13 protein-coding genes are annotated in these 16,193 nt (G+C 73.0%); 3 read left to right on the top strand and 10 right to left on the bottom strand.

Going from position 1 to position 16,193, the window contains the following annotated elements; all coding sequences use genetic code 11:
• Nucleotides 1-2: 2 nt before the first annotated feature.
• The 3 genes from E5082_RS02955 to E5082_RS02945 all read right to left on the bottom strand — a co-directional run bounded on the left by E5082_RS02955 (nt 3) and on the right by E5082_RS02945 (nt 3,118).
• The gene (locus E5082_RS02955) at nt 3-683 is read right to left on the bottom strand and encodes an AIM24 family protein (protein ID WP_135789704.1); all 681 of its coding nucleotides are present in this window, start codon (nt 681-683) and stop codon (nt 3-5) included.
• 11 nt (nt 684-694) lie between these two features.
• Nucleotides 695-2,356 (bottom strand): TerD family protein, encoded by a 1,662-nt coding sequence (locus tag E5082_RS02950; protein ID WP_135789703.1) that lies wholly within the window; start codon nt 2,354-2,356, stop codon nt 695-697.
• 111 nt (nt 2,357-2,467) lie between these two features.
• Nucleotides 2,468-3,118: a M48 metallopeptidase family protein gene (locus E5082_RS02945; protein WP_135789702.1), complete on the bottom strand. Its 651-nt coding sequence runs from the start codon at nt 3,116-3,118 to the stop codon at nt 2,468-2,470.
• 176 nt (nt 3,119-3,294) lie between these two features.
• Between E5082_RS02945 and E5082_RS02940 the strand changes: the two genes are divergently transcribed.
• Both E5082_RS02940 and E5082_RS02935 read left to right on the top strand, forming a co-directional pair.
• On the top strand, nt 3,295-4,557 hold the full coding sequence (locus E5082_RS02940) for a TOMM precursor leader peptide-binding protein (protein WP_135789701.1): 1,263 nt from the start codon (nt 3,295-3,297) through the stop codon (nt 4,555-4,557).
• On the top strand, nt 4,550-5,968 hold the full coding sequence (locus tag E5082_RS02935; RefSeq protein ID WP_135789700.1) for an ABC1 kinase family protein: 1,419 nt from the start codon (nt 4,550-4,552) through the stop codon (nt 5,966-5,968). The genes E5082_RS02940 and E5082_RS02935 overlap by 8 nt, the downstream gene beginning before the upstream one ends.
• 151 nt (nt 5,969-6,119) lie before the next feature.
• Here E5082_RS02935 and E5082_RS02930 read toward each other — a convergent pair whose 3' ends face one another.
• From E5082_RS02930 to E5082_RS02915, 4 genes are all read right to left on the bottom strand, one after another.
• A complete protein-coding gene (locus E5082_RS02930; RefSeq protein WP_135790115.1) occupies nt 6,120-6,446 on the bottom strand; it encodes a hypothetical protein in 327 nt (108 codons plus the stop codon).
• 11 nt (nt 6,447-6,457) lie between these two features.
• Nucleotides 6,458-6,826, bottom strand: a complete 369-nt coding sequence (locus E5082_RS02925; protein ID WP_030807350.1) for a WhiB family transcriptional regulator — start codon at nt 6,824-6,826, stop codon at nt 6,458-6,460.
• A 176-nt stretch (nt 6,827-7,002) separates the two neighbouring features.
• Complete coding sequence (locus tag E5082_RS02920) at nt 7,003-7,323, bottom strand: hypothetical protein (RefSeq protein ID WP_086695485.1); 321 nt, start codon at nt 7,321-7,323, stop codon at nt 7,003-7,005.
• A gap of 140 nt (nt 7,324-7,463) precedes the next feature.
• Nucleotides 7,464-9,776, bottom strand: a complete 2,313-nt coding sequence (locus E5082_RS02915; protein WP_279638093.1) for an ATP-dependent DNA helicase UvrD2 — start codon at nt 9,774-9,776, stop codon at nt 7,464-7,466.
• A 111-nt stretch (nt 9,777-9,887) separates the two neighbouring features.
• Here E5082_RS02915 and E5082_RS02910 point away from each other — a divergent pair, with 111 nt between their 5' ends.
• Nucleotides 9,888-10,145 carry a mycoredoxin gene (locus tag E5082_RS02910; RefSeq protein ID WP_086695487.1) on the top strand — a complete coding sequence of 86 codons (258 nt, stop codon included), beginning with the start codon at nt 9,888-9,890 and terminating at the stop codon, nt 10,143-10,145.
• A 60-nt stretch (nt 10,146-10,205) separates the two neighbouring features.
• Here E5082_RS02910 and nudC read toward each other — a convergent pair whose 3' ends face one another.
• The 3 genes from nudC to E5082_RS02895 form a co-directional block, all read right to left on the bottom strand.
• The gene (gene nudC / locus E5082_RS02905; RefSeq protein ID WP_031181100.1) at nt 10,206-11,150 is read right to left on the bottom strand and encodes an NAD(+) diphosphatase; all 945 of its coding nucleotides are present in this window, start codon (nt 11,148-11,150) and stop codon (nt 10,206-10,208) included.
• A 151-nt stretch (nt 11,151-11,301) separates the two neighbouring features.
• Nucleotides 11,302-12,708, bottom strand: a complete 1,407-nt coding sequence (locus E5082_RS02900; protein WP_135789699.1) for a dipeptidase — start codon at nt 12,706-12,708, stop codon at nt 11,302-11,304.
• 10 nt (nt 12,709-12,718) lie between these two features.
• Entirely contained in the window at nt 12,719-16,132 is a 3,414-nt protein-coding gene (locus E5082_RS02895) for an ATP-dependent helicase (protein WP_135789698.1), read from the bottom strand.
• Between the last annotated feature and the right edge of the window lie 61 nt (nt 16,133-16,193).

The raw sequence follows: 16,193 nt of genomic DNA, 5'->3' as shown, positions 1-16,193 counted from the left end.
CCTCAGCCCCGGAACCGGAGGCGGTCGGTGCTGTCCTCGCTGGGCTGGACGACGACGATGCCCGTCCCGGAGAACGCCATCTGGTATGCCTCGCCGCTGCCCCGGCCGATCAGCGACTGCGCCTTGAAGCTGCGCTTGCCCTTCACCTTCAGGTTCGGGGACCACGCCACCAGCGCGTCCGGGTCGACGTACGTCTCGTCCTCGCCGCCCCCGCAGTCCACCACGATCGGGGTGCCGCGCGAGGTCAGCGCAACCCAGCCCTGTCCGGAGATCCTGGTGTTCCACAGGCCCTGTCCGGCGAACTTGGCGAGGCCCTTCACCCGCTCCACGCCCCAGGTGAGGCCCGCGTCGAAGGCGAGCAGGTTGGTGGCGTTGACGGAGATGCCGTCGCCGTTCAGGTTGATCACGACCACGTCGGCGCCGTAGTCGGCGAGGTAGAGCAGGCCGTCGCCGGAGCACTTCATCAGCGGGGCGCCCTCGCCGGTCATCCAGTCGCGGGCGATCTGGCGGACGGCGGGCGGGTTGGGCTCGTACTGGATGAAGCCCTCATAGGCGATCATCGAGCCCACGCGGGCGAGGAGGTCGTTGCCCGTCTGCATGGCGACCTTCAGCATGTGGCTGCCGTGGTTCTCCATGCGGGCGGTGACGGGTGCGGGGGCGAAGCCCGCGAGCGGCTGGTTCATGACGGGCTCCCTCAGACCTCGTACGGCTGGACGACGATGAAGTTGCCGGGTGCGCCCCGGAACTGGAGATTCACGCTCTCCCCCGTGTCGCCCGCGTAGGCGTTGCGGCGCATCCGGACCTGGCTGGAGACGATCACCTGTGAGGCGGCCGACCAGGCGACGACCGCGTGGCAGTCGGCGAAGGTCGTCGGCGTCACCGGCAGCACGACGGGCGTGCCGTGGGTCTTGACGACGAGCGTGCCGGTGCCCTGGAACTGCATGGTGAACAGCGCGCCGCCGGGAATGCCGTGGCCCTCGATGCGGCGAACTTCGTACTGCAGGCTCTCGTCGAAGGCGAGCACGTTCTCGGCGGAGACGCAGATCGCGTCGCCCTGCAGCTCGACGGGGTGGAGGTGGGTGGAGTCGTCGGCGAGGAACACCTGTCCCTGGCCGGTGCAGCGCATCAACTGCATCTCCTGGCCGGTGGCGTTGCCCACGAGCCGGCCGGTGATTCCAGCGCCCTTGTAGCTGAAGTCGACCTTGCCCTGGTAGAGCACCATGCTGCCCTGCCGGGCCAGTACCGGCTGGCCGCCGGCGCCCAGGTCGACGCGGATCAGCTTGTGGTTCTGCTGGGTCCAGCGCTGCCCGGTGGGCGCCTCCTTGAACTTCTGGAGCGCGGCGCCCACTCCGGCCGCTCCCTGGGGCGCGCCCTGCGGGACGCCGTAGGAGGGGGTGCCCTGGCCGGGGACCTGGCCGTAGCCGGGGGGCATGGGGGCGGACGGCGGACCGCCGTGGGAGGGCGGGGAGTTGTGGCCGGGCGGTGCGGGGGCCGCCGGGGGCTGGCCCGGACCCTGGCCGTAGCCGGGCGGGGCCGGTGCGGCCGGGGGCTGGCCGTAGCCCGGTGGCAGGGGTGCGCTCGGCGGGGCGGGGTGGCCGAAGGCGGCGGGGGCCGGGCCGGGCGGCGGGACGGTGCCGTGGGGCGGGGTCAGGGGTTCGACCAGGGTGGGTGCCCCGTGCACGTCGGGCCGGGGCGCCGGGGGCGGGGTGAACGCCTGGGGCGCGGAGGGCGTGGGCGGTCCGGCGGGGACGGCGAAGGCGGGCGGGGCGAAACCGGGGGCGGCGGACGGCGCGGCGGCCTCCGGCTGGGCCGGGGCGGGCGCCTCCTCCTCGGCGACCTCGCCGCCGAAGTTCTTCAGCAGCGCCTCCAGTCCGCCGTCGAAGCCCTGCCCGACCGCGGCGAACCGCCAGACGTCCTTGAGATAGAGGTCGCCGAGCATCACGGCGCGCTCGGTGGTGAACTCCGCGCCCGTGAAGGAGTACCGCGCGACCTCCTCGCCGCCCGCCACGATCCGCAGATAGCCGGGGGCGATCCGGGACATCTGCCCGTCGCCGTCGATGGTCGCGGTGAAGGACAGCTTGTGGATGCCGGCCGGAATCCGGTCCAGCGTGACCCGGAACGACTCGGTGTCACCCGCCTGGGGGCCCAGCAGCTGGATGGACTCCTCGGGCGACTTCGGCTGGTTGAAGAAGACGAAGTACCGGTCGTCGGAGAGCCGTTCCTCGGCGTCGAGGCCGAAGCAGCTTATGTCGAAGGTCAGTCCGGGAGCGGAGATCTGCACGCCCACGTACAGATCCGTACCCGCGGTGAGGTCACTGATCCGGGCCTTGTGGCCGCGTTGGAATTCCCTGGACATGCGTTACGTCCGTCCCCCGTCCCGAAAGCAGTTACGTCGCGTCAGGCTAACCGCAAATACCGACATCGGCCTCAGCCGGTACAGACCCGGTACAGAACCGCGGCCCGGACCTCACACCTCCTCGTCGTCCGTCACATCCGGTGGTACATCCGGCATCCGCGCGGTGGCGGCCACGCCCTCCAGATAGCCACGCGCCCGCTCGGTGCGCGGGTACGCCTGCAACAGCCGCCAGAAGTCCGGGCCATGACCGGGCACCAGCAGATGCGCCAGCTCGTGACAGAGCACGTAGTCGACCACGTACTCGGGCATCCCCCGCAGCCGGTGCGAGAGCCGGATGGTGCCCTCCGCCGGGGTGCACGAGCCCCAGCGGGTGTTCTGGTTGGTCACCCAGCGCACCGAGCTGGGCCGCGCCCGGCCCTCGAAGTACCGCTCGGACAGCCGCCCGGCGCGCTCGGTCAGTTCGGTGTCACCGCCGGGCACGCTCCGCTTCGCCTCCTTGGCGGCGAGCCGGTCGAGCATGGCGGTGACCCAGCGCCGCTCCTCCGTCTTGGACATGCGGGCGGGGATCAGCACGATGGTGCGGTCGCCCTCGCGGTAGGCGGAGACGGTCCGGCGGCGCCGGTCGCTCCGCCTGACCTCGACGGGGCCGTGTGCGGCGGGCTGCTGCTGTTCGGTCGGTTCCGTGGGCACGTCTCGAAGGTACCCGTCGGCGCGGACAGCGGGCCGGGCCTGTGGACAGCGGTCTGTGGACGCCGGACCCATGGACAGCTTGTACGACGATCACCTCGTGCCTGTGGACAACTTTCGGCACGGATTCCGGAGCCCGGCCATGCTGGCAGTCGTCGGAACGAGCAGGACCGGCTCGGCCGACGTACGAGAGGCAGAAGGACGCATGCCCGGCCGGGGTGTGCGCGAGACCTGGGAGACGGGGGCCCGTCATGCATCCGATGGTGAAGCCGGCGCTGCGGCGCGGCTGGCGCGATCTCGGCACCGTGCAGTTCGGGATGACTCCCGCGCACGCGATCACTCTGGGCCCGGTGGACCTGGCCACGGGCAGCTTCCTCGAACTGCTCGACGGCACCCGTGACGTGGCGTTACTGCGGGAGGAGGCCCGGCGGCTGGATCTGCCCGACGGCCATGCCGACCGGCTGGTGAGCCGGCTGGGCCGGGCGGGTCTGCTCGACGACACACGGGACTGTTCCCCCGCCGCGACCGCGCTGCGGGAGAGGGGGGAGGCGCTGGAGCGGCTGCGTCCCGACCTCGCCTCGCTGTCGCTGACCACGGCGGAGCCGGGCGGCGCGCTCACCCGCCTCGCCGCCCGGCGTGCCCTGCGGGTGCGGGTGCTCGGTGCGGGCCGGGTGGGGTCCGCAATCGGGACGCTGCTGTCCGGGGCAGGGGTGGGGGAGGTCGATGTGCGTGACGTGGGCCGGGTGCAGCCGTGGGACGTGGCACCGGGCGGGCTGCCGGCGGAGGCGGTGGGCGAGCGGCGGGACGAGGCCGCGCGGACGGCGGTGCGCCGTGCGGCACCGGACCGCCCACCACGCCGGACCCGCCAGGGCAGACTGTCCGGTCCCGGCTCCGAGGAGGAGCCAGGGCTGTCCCTGGTGGTCCTCGCCCCGCGCGACGAGGTGGCGGTGCACGCCCCGGACCCGTTCCTCGCCGAGCCCCTCATGATCTCCGGTACTCCCCATCTCTACGTGGGGGTGGTGGAGGGGACCGGTGTCGTCGGACCGCTGGTGCTGCCCGGCCGGACGGGGTGCGCCGGCTGTCTTCAGCAGCACCGCACCGACGAGGACGCGGCGTGGCCCCGGCTGATCACCCAGTGGCGTTCGGGCCGGGCGCGCCGGGTGGGCGCGTGTGATCTGACCCTCGCCGCGGCGGTCGCGGGACTCGCCGCGGCGCACGCCCTGAGCTTCCTCGACGGGGCCGAACCGGCGGCCACCGGCACCCGCTGGGAGGCTGCCCTGCCGGCTCTGACCTGGGATGCTCATCCCGTCGCCCCGCATCCGGCATGCGGTTGCGGGGCCAAGGAGAGGAGGAGGGGAAGCACCCCGGCGCGGGGTGGGGAGAAGGTGGAGGCGGAGCACTTCTCAACGCGAGGGCCGGCGCGCGCGACAATGGCGGTGCAACGGCCGTCGGCCGAGCGGCGACGCGAGTCCGGCGCGGCGCGGCCGACAGGGACTTGGAGGGCGCATGTCTGATCTTCCCCGGAAGGCGGTCACCCGGACCGCGAAGCTCGCCGCGCTCCCGCTCGGCTTCGCCGGCCGGGCCACCTGGGGGCTGGGCAAGCGGATCGTGGGCGAGTCGGCCGAGCTGGTGGGGCGGGAGCTTCAGCAGCGCACGGCCGAGCAGCTCTTCAAGGTCCTCGGCGAGCTGAAGGGCGGGGCGATGAAGTTCGGGCAGGCGCTGTCCGTCTTCGAGTCCGCGCTCCCCGAGGAGGTCGCCGGGCCCTACCGTGCCGCGCTGACCAAGCTCCAGGAGGCGGCGCCCCCGATGCCCACCCGTACGGTGCACGCGGTGCTGGCGGAGCGGATGGGCGAGGACTGGCGGGAGCTGTTCCTGGAGTTCGAGGACAAGCCGTCGGCGGCGGCCTCCATCGGCCAGGTGCACCGGGCGGTGTGGCACGACGGCCGGGAGGTGGCGGTCAAGGTCCAGTATCCGGGCGCCGGCGAGGCACTGCTCTCGGACCTTGGTCAACTGAGCCGGTTCGCCCGCCTGCTGGGCCCACTGATCCCCGGCATGGACATCAAGCCGCTGATCGCCGAGCTGAAGGACCGGGTCTCCGAGGAGCTGGACTACGAGCTGGAGGCGCAGGCACAGGCCGCGCACGCGGCGGAGTTCACGGACGACCCGGACGTAGTGGTCCCAGCGGTGGTGCACCAGTGCGACCAGGTGCTGGTGACCGAGTGGATCGACGGCATCCCGCTGTCGGAGATCATCTCCGGCGGCACCGAGGAGCAGCGCGACCGGGCCGGGCAACTGCTGGCGCGCTTCCTCTTCTCCGGCCCGGCCCGCACCGGCCTGCTGCACGCCGACCCGCATCCGGGCAACTTCCGGCTGCTGCCGGTGGGCCCCGACGGTGAGGACGGCTGGCGGCTGGGCGTGCTGGACTTCGGCACGGTGGACCGGCTCCCCGGCGGACTGCCCCCGACCATCGGGGTGGCGCTGCGGATGACGCTGGACGGGGACGCCGAGCCGGTCTACGAGATGCTGTGCGAGGAGGGATTCATCAAGGAGTCCATGGACCTGGACCCCGACGCCGTCCTCGACTACCTGCTGCCGATCATCGAGCCCGCGCAGGTGGACACCTTCACCTTCACCCGGTCGTGGATGCGCGGCCAGGCGGCCCGGGTCGCCGACCCCCGCTCCCCCGCGTACCAGCTCGGCAAGCAGCTCAATCTGCCGCCGTCCTATCTGCTGATCCACCGGGTCACGCTGAGCACCATCGGTGTGCTGTGCCAGTTGGGCGCGACGGTGCGGCTCCGGGAGGAACTGGAGGAGTGGCTGCCGGGATTCGGCCCCGACGCGGACCCGCTGGAGTCCGAGGCGTTGCCGGCCGAGGCGGAGGAAGCGGAGGAGGACCTGCCGGAGGTACCCGCGGCGGAGGCATAGGTCCGGCGCAGGCGTAGGCCCGGCGGGGGCGGGCATGCCTCGGGGGCCGGTCCGATCGGCCGGACCGGCCCCCGAGGGGAAGACTTCGCCTCCCGGAGCCGGGAGGCCACCGCTTCGGGTGGGTGCGCTCAGTGCGCGTCGAGGGCGGCGCCTACTGCATGACGGCGACGGCGAGCGCACGGCGGGCACGCAGGGAGGCGCGCTCCGCCCGGCGCTGCATCCGCCGGGCGGTGGCCAGGCTCATGGCCCGGCGCTCCCGCTGGGCGTCCTGCAGGCGCTCGTGCATATGCGCACGAGCCAGGGCTTCTGGGATGAGTTGCATTTCGCGGGTCCTGTTCGTCTGGCGCGAGCCTGTCACGCCACGGTTATCGAGGTCTGGGGTCGCCGAGCCGGTGGGCTCGCTGGTGGACGGCTTCATCGGGGCCTGCTTCTTGGGGTCGTGCGTGAGGGGACGGTCGATCGTTCCTGCGGGGTGCATGCGTGCGACGTTCATGCCGTGACCGGGTTCTTGCGCGGGCGGCCACGCGGCCGCTTCCGGGCGACGACGACGCCCTGGACGAACAGCTCCCCGCCCCAGACGCCCCAGGGCTCCCGGCGCTCCTTGGCTCCGGCGAGGCAGGCCTCGACCAGCGGGCAGGTGCGGCAGAGCGACTTGGCGTACTCGACATCGGCCGGCGACTCGGCGAAGAAGACCTCCGGGTCGTAGGAACGGCAGGGGACGGGCACGCCGAGGTTCTCGATGGCGTCGTCGAGCGCGGTGAGCGCGGTGAGGGGGAGCAAGGCGGGGTCCTCCGTGGAGCCGAGCTGAGTGATCGCTTGTGAAGGCGGTACTGACGGGGCGTGCGCTTCGAGTTGCACGGGGTGTTTTCCTCGTCTGGTCGTTCCGGTCGGTGGACCGGGTGTCGGCTGGGTACCGGGTTCTCTTTTGTTGTCCCGAGGCGTCTTCGGGGCGTTCTCCCTGTTCGGGGAAAACAGAAGGGCCGCGGTTCCCGGATGGGGTTCCGCGGCCCTGAAGGCGCCTGCCTGATCGGCGATCAGGCTGGATCACTCCAGGGTTCTGGCCCACGGAAGGCCCACATCTGGTGGTGCTGCGTCTGCTTGCGGAATCCGGCACCGGCCGCCGCGAAGGCATAGGCGCCCTGCGCCTGTGCCTCTACCGCTGCCAGTGCCTTGGTCGGTCGCTCATTGCGCTCGCGGACAGGGAGATCCACGGAGAGCAGCGAGGAGGCCGGACGGGCGGCACGAATGCCGGACAGACCGGTGCCCTGGGAGGGCGCGCCGAGCATGCACAGGGAGACGGCCGGACGATCGGTCATTTTGACCGGGCTGGTGATGATGGTCTCGATGCTGATCATTGGGCTCGCCTCCTCTCGGCGTCTTGGGGACCGGTGTGAATCGGTCCTCGGATATGGAAGTACAGCACGGATTCACAGCCTTCGAGAAGGCCGCCGTTTCCGTGCCTAGAACCTATGGGGATTCCTGGCGCGGGCGCAAACTATTTTTGCGACGAGTTCCGATCAGTGGTCCCGGCCGCGTTCACGGTGTCCGCACCGGCCTCCTGGCCTGCGCAGATGGCCAGTACGTCGGTGCCGTAGCGGCGCAGCTTGCGGTCCAGGACGCCGGGGATGCGAGAGAGTTCGGCCGCGCAGTCGGGGCGGGTCTCGGCGATGGCCATCAGGGTGCGGTCGGTGAAGACGCAGAAGTCCGGCTGCCCGCTCCGTCCCGCCTCCACCGCCCGCCACTCCCGCAGCCGCTCGTACAGGCCCTCGTCCATGTCGGAGGGGCAGTCCTCGCAGCGCATCAGTTTCATCTCGCCGGCGTCGGTGAGGGTGCGCCCGCAGACCCGGCAGCGGGCCGGGGATCGCTGGGCGCGCCGGGGCGCGGCCGGGAGGCCGCCGAGGGTGCCGCGCTCGACGCCGCCGGTGCCGGTCGCCGTGCGGCCGACGGTGGCGGTGGAGCCGGGCCGCAGTCCGTCGAGGAAGCGGCTCGGCCTGCGGCCCGCTCTGCCGCCGGGCGAGCGGGCGAGGGACCAGGAGAGATGGAGCCGTTCCCGCGCGCGGGTGACGCCGACGTAGAGGAGGCGCCGTTCCTCCTCGATCTGCTCGTCGGTCTTGGCGTAGGTGATCGGCAGCATGCCCTCGGCGACGCCGACCAGGAAGACGGCGTCCCACTCCAGGCCCTTGGCGGCGTGCAGCGAGGCGAGGGTGACGCCCTGGACGGTCGGAGCGTGCTGGGCGGTGGCCCGCTCGTCCAGCTCCGCGACCAGGTCGCTCAGGGTGGCCTTGGGGTGGGCGGCGGCGAAGTCGTGGGCGAGGGCGACCAGCGCGGCCAGCGACTCCCATCGTTCGCGGACGGCACCGGAGCCGGCCGGGGGCTCGCTGCTCCAGCCCTCGCCGGAGAGCACGGCACGGACCTGGGAGGGCAGGTCGACCGCCTCGTCCAGCAGGGAGTCGTTGCCGCCGAAGCGGGCTGCGGCACGCAGGGCGACACCCGCCTTGCGCACCTCGGGCCGGTCGAAGAACCGCTCGGCGCCGCGCAGCTGGTAGGGGACGCCTGCGTCGGCCAGGGCCTGCTCGTAGGTCTCGGACTGGGAGTTGGTGCGGAACAGGACGGCGATCTCGGCGGCCGGCGTCCCGGCGGCGATCAGCTCGCGGATGCGGCGGGCGGCGCCCTCGGCCTCGGCGGGCTCGTCGGTGTACTCGGTGAAGACGGGTTCAGGGCCCTGGGCGCGCTGGGAGACCAGTTCCAGCCGGTGGTCGGCGGCGCGGCCGTGGGCCTGGGCGAGCAGCCCGTTGGCGAGGCGGACCACCTGGGGGGTGGAGCGGTAGTCCCGGACCAGTTTGACCACGGTGGCGCCGGGGTGGCGGAGCCGGAAGTCGAGGAGATGGTCGGGGGTTGCTCCCGTGAACGAGTAGATGGTCTGGCTGGCGTCTCCGACGACGCACAGGCTGTCGCGGTCGCCGAGCCAGAGTTCGAGCAGCCGCTGCTGGAGCGGGCTGACGTCCTGGTACTCGTCCACCACGAAGTGCTGGTACTGGGCGCGTACCTGGTCGGCGATGTCGTGCCGGTCCTGGAGGACGGCGACGGTCAGCAGCAGCACGTCCTCGAAGTCGATGACGGCGCGGTCGCGCTTGAGGTTCTCGTAGGCCGCGTAGAGGTGGGAGATCTCGGCCGGGTCGCGCGGGGTCTCGCGGCCCGCCTTCACGGCCGCGTACGGATAGTCGGCGGGGACGGTCTGGGTGACCTTGCACCACTCGATCTCTGCGGTGGCGTCCCGCAGCTCGCCCCGGTCCAGGCGGAGACCGCAGGCGGCGGCCGCGTCGGCGACCAGCTGGATCTTGCGGTCGACCAGCCGGGGCAGCCCGCCGCCGATCGCTTTCGGCCAGAAGTACTGGAGCTGCCGGAGCGCGGCGGAGTGGAAGGTGCGGGCCTGCACGCCCTGGGCGCCGAGCTGGCGGAGCCGGCCGCGCATCTCGCCCGCGGCACGGTTGGTGAAGGTGACGGCGAGCACGCTGGAGGGCGTCAGGAGGCCCGAGCGCACCCCGTACGCGATGCGGTGGGTGATCGCGCGGGTCTTGCCCGTGCCCGCTCCGGCCAGGACGCACACCGGCCCGTGCAGGGCGGTGGCGACCTCGCGCTGCTCGGGGTCGAGCCCTTCGAGCACCGCGTCGGCCGAGTCCGGGGTCCGCGGGAAGAGAGGGGAGGGCGTTGCTGCTGTCACATGGCCATGCTGCCAGGTCGGCCGGGACCATCGCGTCGGTTGTCCACAGGCGGGCCCCGATAGTCGTTTTAATGCGGCGGGTGTCACAGCTGCCGCGTGCGGCGGGCATCACATCCGTGGGAATGCACGTCGGGTCTCCCGCGTTTGCCCAGTGCACGACATAGGACGTACCCCCCGGCCGCCTGAGGAGCGCGAGACATGCAGGGCACTGTGACGATGTACAGCACGACGTGGTGCGGTTACTGCCGCCGGCTGAAGGGCCAGCTCGACCGGGAGGGCATCCCCTTCACCGAGATCAACATCGAGCACGACCCGGAGTCCGCCACGTTTGTGGAGAAGGCGAACGACGGCAACCAGACGGTGCCGACCGTGCGCGTCGTGCCCGTCGGGGGTGGCTCCGAGGTCGTCATGACCAACCCGAGCCTCGCGCAGGTGAAGCAGGCGCTCGGCGCCTGACCCCCTGAAACCGCCGGAACCCCGGCCGCCCGAGCACAGGGCGGCCGGGGTTTCCCGCGTCTAGAAGGCGCTCCGGGTCGGCAGCGGCTTGCCGTACCACATCTCGATCAGCCGGGCGGCGATCGAGATGCCGTAGGGCGGCAGCACCTCGCCGGACTCGAAGGCCGCGCCCAGCTCGTCGCGGGAGAACCAGCGGGCCTCCTCGATCTCCTCGCCGTCGGCGTCGATCTCGGTGGAGGTGGCGTGGGCGAAGAAGCCCAGCATCAGGCTGGACGGGAACGGCCAGGGCTGGCTGGCGACGTACTCGACCTCGCCGACCGTGATGCCCGCCTCCTCGAAGACCTCGCGGCGCACCGACTGCTCGATGGACTCGCCGGGCTCGACGAACCCGGCCAGCGTGGAGAAGCGGCCCTCGGGCCAGTGCACCTGGCGGCCGAGCAGGATGCGGTCCTGGCCGTCGGTGACCGCCATGATCACCGCCGGGTCGGTGCGCGGGTAGTGCTCGGCGCCGCACGCCGGGCAGCGCCGGATGTGCCCGGCGGCGGCGATGACGGTGCGCTCGCCGCAGCGGGAGCAGAAACGGTGGGTGCGCTGCCAGTTCTCCAGGCCGACCGCGTGCACCATCAGCCCGGCGTCGCGCGGGGAGAGCAGCAGGCCCGCCTCGCGCAGTCCGGCGGGGCGTGCGGACTGGTCGATGCGGCCGGGCAGGGAGTCCTTCTGGAGCGCGAAGTAGCTGACGCCGTCCTCGTCCTCGCCCAGGAAGTAGCGGTGGGCCTCGGTGAGGGGAGCCTCGAAGGAAGGGGTCATGACGAGTTCGGTGCGCCCGTCGGGCGTCTCGTCGATGAGCACCTGGCCGCCGGAGACCACGAAGCAGCGGGTCGTGGGGTGGCTCCACGCCGCCGCGAGCCAGGCTTCGTCGAGCCGGTGGTGGGCGGCTCGGTCGATGCCGCTCGGGGCGGTGAGCGAGATGGGTCGGTCAGCGGTGTGGTCGGTCCGGGTGGTCACTGGTGCTTCCAACTCCCCCAATGGAACGGTTGGTTCGGCGGGCGGTTCGGCGGGACACGGGTCAGGGGCACCGCGGCCGGGCGGGGGCGGCCGGGCCGGGCGGTCCTTCCAGTGTGCCCGGCGCGCGGTGCCGTTCCCGAACGGCGGCTGTTCAGCGGGGTGCGGGGCGCCAGCTCTCGGCGAGGTCGCTCCACAGGTGGGCGCTGGTCTCGACGCCCTTGAAGAGCAGGTCCAGCTCGACCTTCTCGTTGGGGGCGTGCCAGCCGTCGGAGGGCACGGAGATGCCGAGGAAGAGGACCGGTGCGCCGAGCACCTCCTGGAGGTCGGCGGCGGGTCCGGAGCCTCCTTCCCGGGTGAAGCGCACGGGCTTGTCGAAGGCGCGGCCCATCGCACGGGCGACGGACCGCAGGGCGGGATGGTCGAGCGGGGTGAGGCAGGGGCGCGTACCCGGGCTGAAGTCGGTCTCCAGCCGGATACCGGCGGGCGCCTGCCGCTCGGCCCAGTCCTGTACGGCCTTCTCGACGGCGCCGAGATCCTGCCCGGCGACCAGCCGGAAGGACAGCTTCACCACGGCCGAGGAAGGGATGATCGTCTTGCTGCCGGCGCCCTGGTAGCCGCCGCCGATGCCGTTGACCTCGGCGGTCGGGCGGGCCCAGATGCGCTCCAGTGTGCTGTACCCGGCCTCGCCGTGGGCCGCGTGCGACTTGGCGGTGCGCAGCCACTCGGCCTCGTCGAAGGGCAGCTCCGCGAAGAGGGCGCGCTCGCGCTCGGTCAGCTCCACGACGCCGTCGTAGAAGCCGGGGACGGCCACGCGCCCGTGCTCGTCGTGCAGGGCGGCGACCAGGCGGGCGGCGGCGGTGGCCGGATTGGGCACGGCACCGCCGAAGGAGCCGGAGTGGATGTCCTGGTCGGGGCCGTACAGCCGGATCTCGCACTCGGCGAGGCCCCGCATGCCCGTGCACACCGTGGGGGTGTCCTCGGACCACATGCCGGTGTCGGAGACGATCACGGCGTCGGCGGCGAGCCGCTCGGCGTGCTCCTCGACCAGGGCACGGAAGTTCGGGGAGCCGGACTCCTCCTCGCCCTCGATCAGCAGCTTGAGGTTGACGGCGGGCGCGGTACGGCCGGTCGCGGCGAGGTGGGCGCGGACGCCGAGTGTGTGGAAGAACACCTGGCCCTTGTCGTCGGCGGCACCGCGCGCGTGAAGGCGGTTTCCCCGTACGACGGGCTCGAAGGGGTCGGTGTCCCAGCCGTCCTCGCGGGCGGCGGGCTGCACGTCGTGGTGGCCGTAGACCAGCACGGTGGGGGCCTCGGGGTCGCCCGAGGGCCATTCGGCGTAGACGGCCGGGGCGCCGGGGGTGGGCCAGACCTCGGCCACCGGGAAGCCGGTCGCGGTGAGTTTCCCGGCGAGCCAGTCGGCGCTGCGGCGGACATCGGGGGCGTGTTCCGGCTGGGCGGACACGGACGGGATGCGCAGCCAGGCGGCGAGGTCGTCGAGGAAGGCGGCGCGGTGTCGTTCGATGTACGCGTGGACGGCGCTGTCCGGGGTCTGGCTCATGCTCACGAGCCTATCCGCCCGCGCGGACATCCTCGGCGGGCGGTTCGTCACACCCCGGTGTCCCCGTCGCCCCGGTTCGCTCCCCTTCGAGCAGTCGCGCCAGCTCCTCCCGGCCGGGCAGCGGGTCCGGACGGTCGACCTCCCCGGTGCGCACGTACAGGAACGCGGCCGTGACCCGTTCGGGCGGGATGCCCTGCTGCTCCGCCCAGGCCAGCCGGTACACGGCGAGCTGGAGCGGGTCGGCCTCGCGCGTGCGGCCGGTCTTCCAGTCGAGGATCTCGTACGTGGCGTCCGCGCCCTCGCCGTCCTTGTAGACGGCGTCGATCCGGCCGCGCACCACCCGGCCGGCGAGGGTCATCTGCACGGGGACCTCGACCCGGTACGGCGTGCGCCGGGCGTACTCGGTGCGCTCGAAGGCCTCCTTGAGGGCTTCGAGGTCGGCCTCGTCGGCGATGTCGGCGTCGGTACCGGGCAGGTCGTCCGGTTCCAGCAGGGGCAGCATCAGCTCCTCGTAGCGGGACTCGACCCAGGCGTGGAAGCGGGTGCCCCGGCGCGCGGCCGGCTGCGGGGGGCGCGGCATGGGGCGCGCGAGTTCCTGCGCGAGCCCGTCGGGATCCTCGGCCAGCCGGAGCATCTGGGTGGCGGTGAGGACGGCGGGCAGCGGTACGTCGATGACACCGCGCCGGGCGCGCATCAGTTCCCCGGCGAGGGCGTCGAGGTCGCGGTCCCAGGAGGCGACCGCGCGGGCCTCCTCCGGGGTGAGCGGCTCCGGGGCGGACGCCTGGTGCGGCACGCGGAGGGCGGGGCGGTCGCCGCTCCAGGGCTCCCGGTCACCGGGCTCCTCGAAGGTGTCGTACGGCTCCTCGTCCTCCGGGGGCTCGGTGGGCCACTCGGGGTCGTCGTACGGGACCGGGGCGGCGGTGGGCGGGGCCTGGAGGTGGGCCCGGACGGTGCGGGCGGCCCGGCGACGGCGTTCGAAGGCGGTGGCGTCCAGGGGCAGCGGCCATGCCTGATCGGCGCCGGCGGTGTGCAGGGCCGGGTTCTCGTCGCCCTCCTCGGGGGCGTCCGCCCACACCTCCGTCTCGCCGTACCCGGCGGCGCAGTGGTCGTGCAGGGCCTGGAGGAAGTCGGAGGGGCCGCGCGGCTTCTTCTGGCTGGGGCCCCACCAGTGGCCGGAGCCGAGCAGGAGGGAGCGGGGGCGGGTGAAGGTCACGTAGCCGAGGCGCAGCTCCTCGGTGAGCTGGTGCTCCTTCATGGCCTCGTGGAAGCCCTTGATGCCCTTGGCGTCCCAGAAGCCGACGTCGGGCAGCGTGGCGGTGTCGCCACGCAGGGCGTGCGGGAGCACCTTGGCCTGCGCGGTCCACTTCTCGCGCCCCTGGGCGCTGGGGAAGGTGCCCTTGACCAGGCCGGGGACGGCGACCACGTCCCACTCCAGCCCCTTGGACTTGTGCGCGGTGAGCACCTTGACGGTGTTCTCTCCGCCGGGCAGCGCGTTGTCGAGCCCCTTCTCGTACTGGACGGCGGTGCGCAGGAAGGCGAGGAAGGCGAGCAGGGTGGCCTCGCCGTCGCCGGCCGCGAAGGAGGCGGCCACGTCGAGGAAGTTGGACAGGGTCTCGCGGCGGCGGGCGGCCAGCGCGTGCGGGGAGGCCGACAGCTCGACCTCCAGGCCGGTGACGGCGAGCACCCGGTGCAGCACGTCCATCAGCGGGTCGGAGAGGCTGCGGCGCAGGTCGCGCAGTTCGGCGGCGAGGCGGGCGAAGCGCACGCGCGCCTCCGGGGAGAACGGCAGGTCGTCGTCGTACCCCTCGCTGCCGAAGGAGGTCTCCAGGAAGGTGTCCAGGGCGTCCGCGAGCGAGGTGACCTCGGAGGGGTCGACGCCCTCCACGGCCTCGGCGAGCCTGCGGTCGGGGTCGTCGGCGCCGTCCACGCGCGCGTGGGCGACGAGCAGCCGGGCGCGGCGGCCGAGCAGGGCCAGGTCGCGCGGGCCGATGCGCCAGCGCGGGCCGGTGAGCAGCCGGACCAGGGCCGCGTTGGCGCCGGGGTCCTGGAGCACCTCGCAGACGGCGACCAGGTCCGCGACCTCGGGCAGGTGCAGCAGCCCGGACAGCCCGACGACCTCCACGGGCACGTCGCGGGCGACCAGCGCGCCCTGGATCTCCGCGAAGTCGGTCGCGGTACGGCACAGGACGGCGATCTCGCCGGGCGGGGTGCCGGTGCGCACCAGGTGGGCGAGGGAGTCCGCGAGCCAGTCGATCTCCTCGGCGTGGGTGGGCAGCAGGGCGCAGCGGACCAGGCCGTCGCGCTCGGCGCCGGGGGCGGGACGGAGCGCCTCCACGCCCGCGTGCATGGCGCGCAGGGGCTCCGCGAGGCCGTTGGCGAGGTCGAGGAGGCGGCCGCCGCTGCGCCGGTTCTCGCTGAGCGCCTGCCGGGTGGCGGGGCTGCCGTCGGCGCGGGCGAAGTGCTCGGGGAAGTCGTCCAGGTTGGCGACGGACGCGCCCCGCCAGCCGTAGATGGCCTGGCAGGGGTCGCCCACGGCGGTGACGGGGTGGCCGGTGCCATGGCCGAAGAGGCCCGCCAGGAGGACGCGCTGGGCAACGGAGGTGTCCTGGTACTCGTCCAGCAGGACGACCCGGAACTCCTCGCGCAGCAGGCGGCCCACCTCGGGGACGCGGGCGAGGCGGGCCGACAGGGCGATCTGGTCGCCGAAGTCGAGCAGGTCGCGGGCGCGTTTGGCGGCCCGGTAGCGCTGGACGAGCCCGGCGAGTTCCCCGCGCGCGGCGAGCGTCTCGGGCACCTTGCGCAGGTCGGCGTTGCTGAGCCTGACCCCGTCCAGGGTGGTCAGCAGGCCGGCGTCCCAGACGCGGAGTTCCTCGGGGTCGACCAGGTGCTCGGACAGCTCGGAGTCGAGCGCGAGCAGGTCGGTGACGAGGTCGGCGAAGGAGCGGGTCAGCGCCGGGTAGGGGCCCGGCGCCTCGCGCAGGACCCGGGCGGCGAGCTGGAAGCGGGTGGCGTCCGCGAGCAGCCGCGAGCTGGGCTCCAGGCCGAGGCGCAGACCGTGGTCGGTGAGCAGCCGCCCGGCGAAGGCGTGGTACGTCGAGATGACGGGCTCGCCGGGCGGGTTGTCCGGGTCGATCACGTCCGGATCGGTGATCCCGGCCTTGATCAGCGCCTTGCGGACGCGTTCGGCGAGTTCCCCGGCCGCCTTGTTGGTGAAGGTCAGGCCGAGCACCTGCTCGGGGGCGACCTGGCCGGTGCCGACCAGCCAGACGACGCGGGCGGCCATCACTGTGGTCTTGCCCGAACCGGCTCCGGCCACGATCACCTGCGGGGCGGGCGGCGCGATGATGCAGGCCGTCTGCTCCGGGGTGAACGGGATGCCGAGCAGCTCTTTGAGTTGCTCGGGGTCGGTGAGGTGCGCGGGCATGCGGGGAAGGCTAGCGGCGACCGCCGACAAACGGGCGCCCGGGCTGTGGAAAGCGCAGGTC

The organism is Streptomyces griseoluteus, assembly GCF_004784465.1.
Taxonomy (GTDB): domain Bacteria; phylum Actinomycetota; class Actinomycetes; order Streptomycetales; family Streptomycetaceae; genus Streptomyces; species Streptomyces griseoluteus.
The sequence above is the reverse complement of the archived record's forward strand: the minus strand, read 5'-3'. Positions and strand labels throughout refer to the sequence as shown.

What these genes read in the sequence shown, in the direction of transcription:
- E5082_RS02895 (WP_135789698.1), bottom strand. Translation starts at nt 16,132, where the DNA reads ATGCCCGCGCACCTCACCGACCCCGAGCAACTCAAAGAGCTGCTCGGC.
- E5082_RS02920 (WP_086695485.1), bottom strand. Translation starts at nt 7,323, where the DNA reads ATGATCAGCATCGAGACCATCATCACCAGCCCGGTCAAAATGACCGAT.
- E5082_RS02955 (WP_135789704.1), bottom strand. Translation starts at nt 683, where the DNA reads ATGAACCAGCCGCTCGCGGGCTTCGCCCCCGCACCCGTCACCGCCCGC.
- E5082_RS02945 (WP_135789702.1), bottom strand. Translation starts at nt 3,118, where the DNA reads ATGGGTCCGGCGTCCACAGACCGCTGTCCACAGGCCCGGCCCGCTGTC.
- E5082_RS02900 (WP_135789699.1), bottom strand. Translation starts at nt 12,708, where the DNA reads ATGAGCCAGACCCCGGACAGCGCCGTCCACGCGTACATCGAACGACAC.
- E5082_RS02930 (WP_135790115.1), bottom strand. Translation starts at nt 6,446, where the DNA reads ATGCACCCCGCAGGAACGATCGACCGTCCCCTCACGCACGACCCCAAG.
- E5082_RS02910 (WP_086695487.1), top strand. Translation starts at nt 9,888, where the DNA reads ATGCAGGGCACTGTGACGATGTACAGCACGACGTGGTGCGGTTACTGC.
- E5082_RS02940 (WP_135789701.1), top strand. Translation starts at nt 3,295, where the DNA reads ATGCATCCGATGGTGAAGCCGGCGCTGCGGCGCGGCTGGCGCGATCTC.
- E5082_RS02950 (WP_135789703.1), bottom strand. Translation starts at nt 2,356, where the DNA reads ATGTCCAGGGAATTCCAACGCGGCCACAAGGCCCGGATCAGTGACCTC.
- E5082_RS02935 (WP_135789700.1), top strand. Translation starts at nt 4,550, where the DNA reads ATGTCTGATCTTCCCCGGAAGGCGGTCACCCGGACCGCGAAGCTCGCC.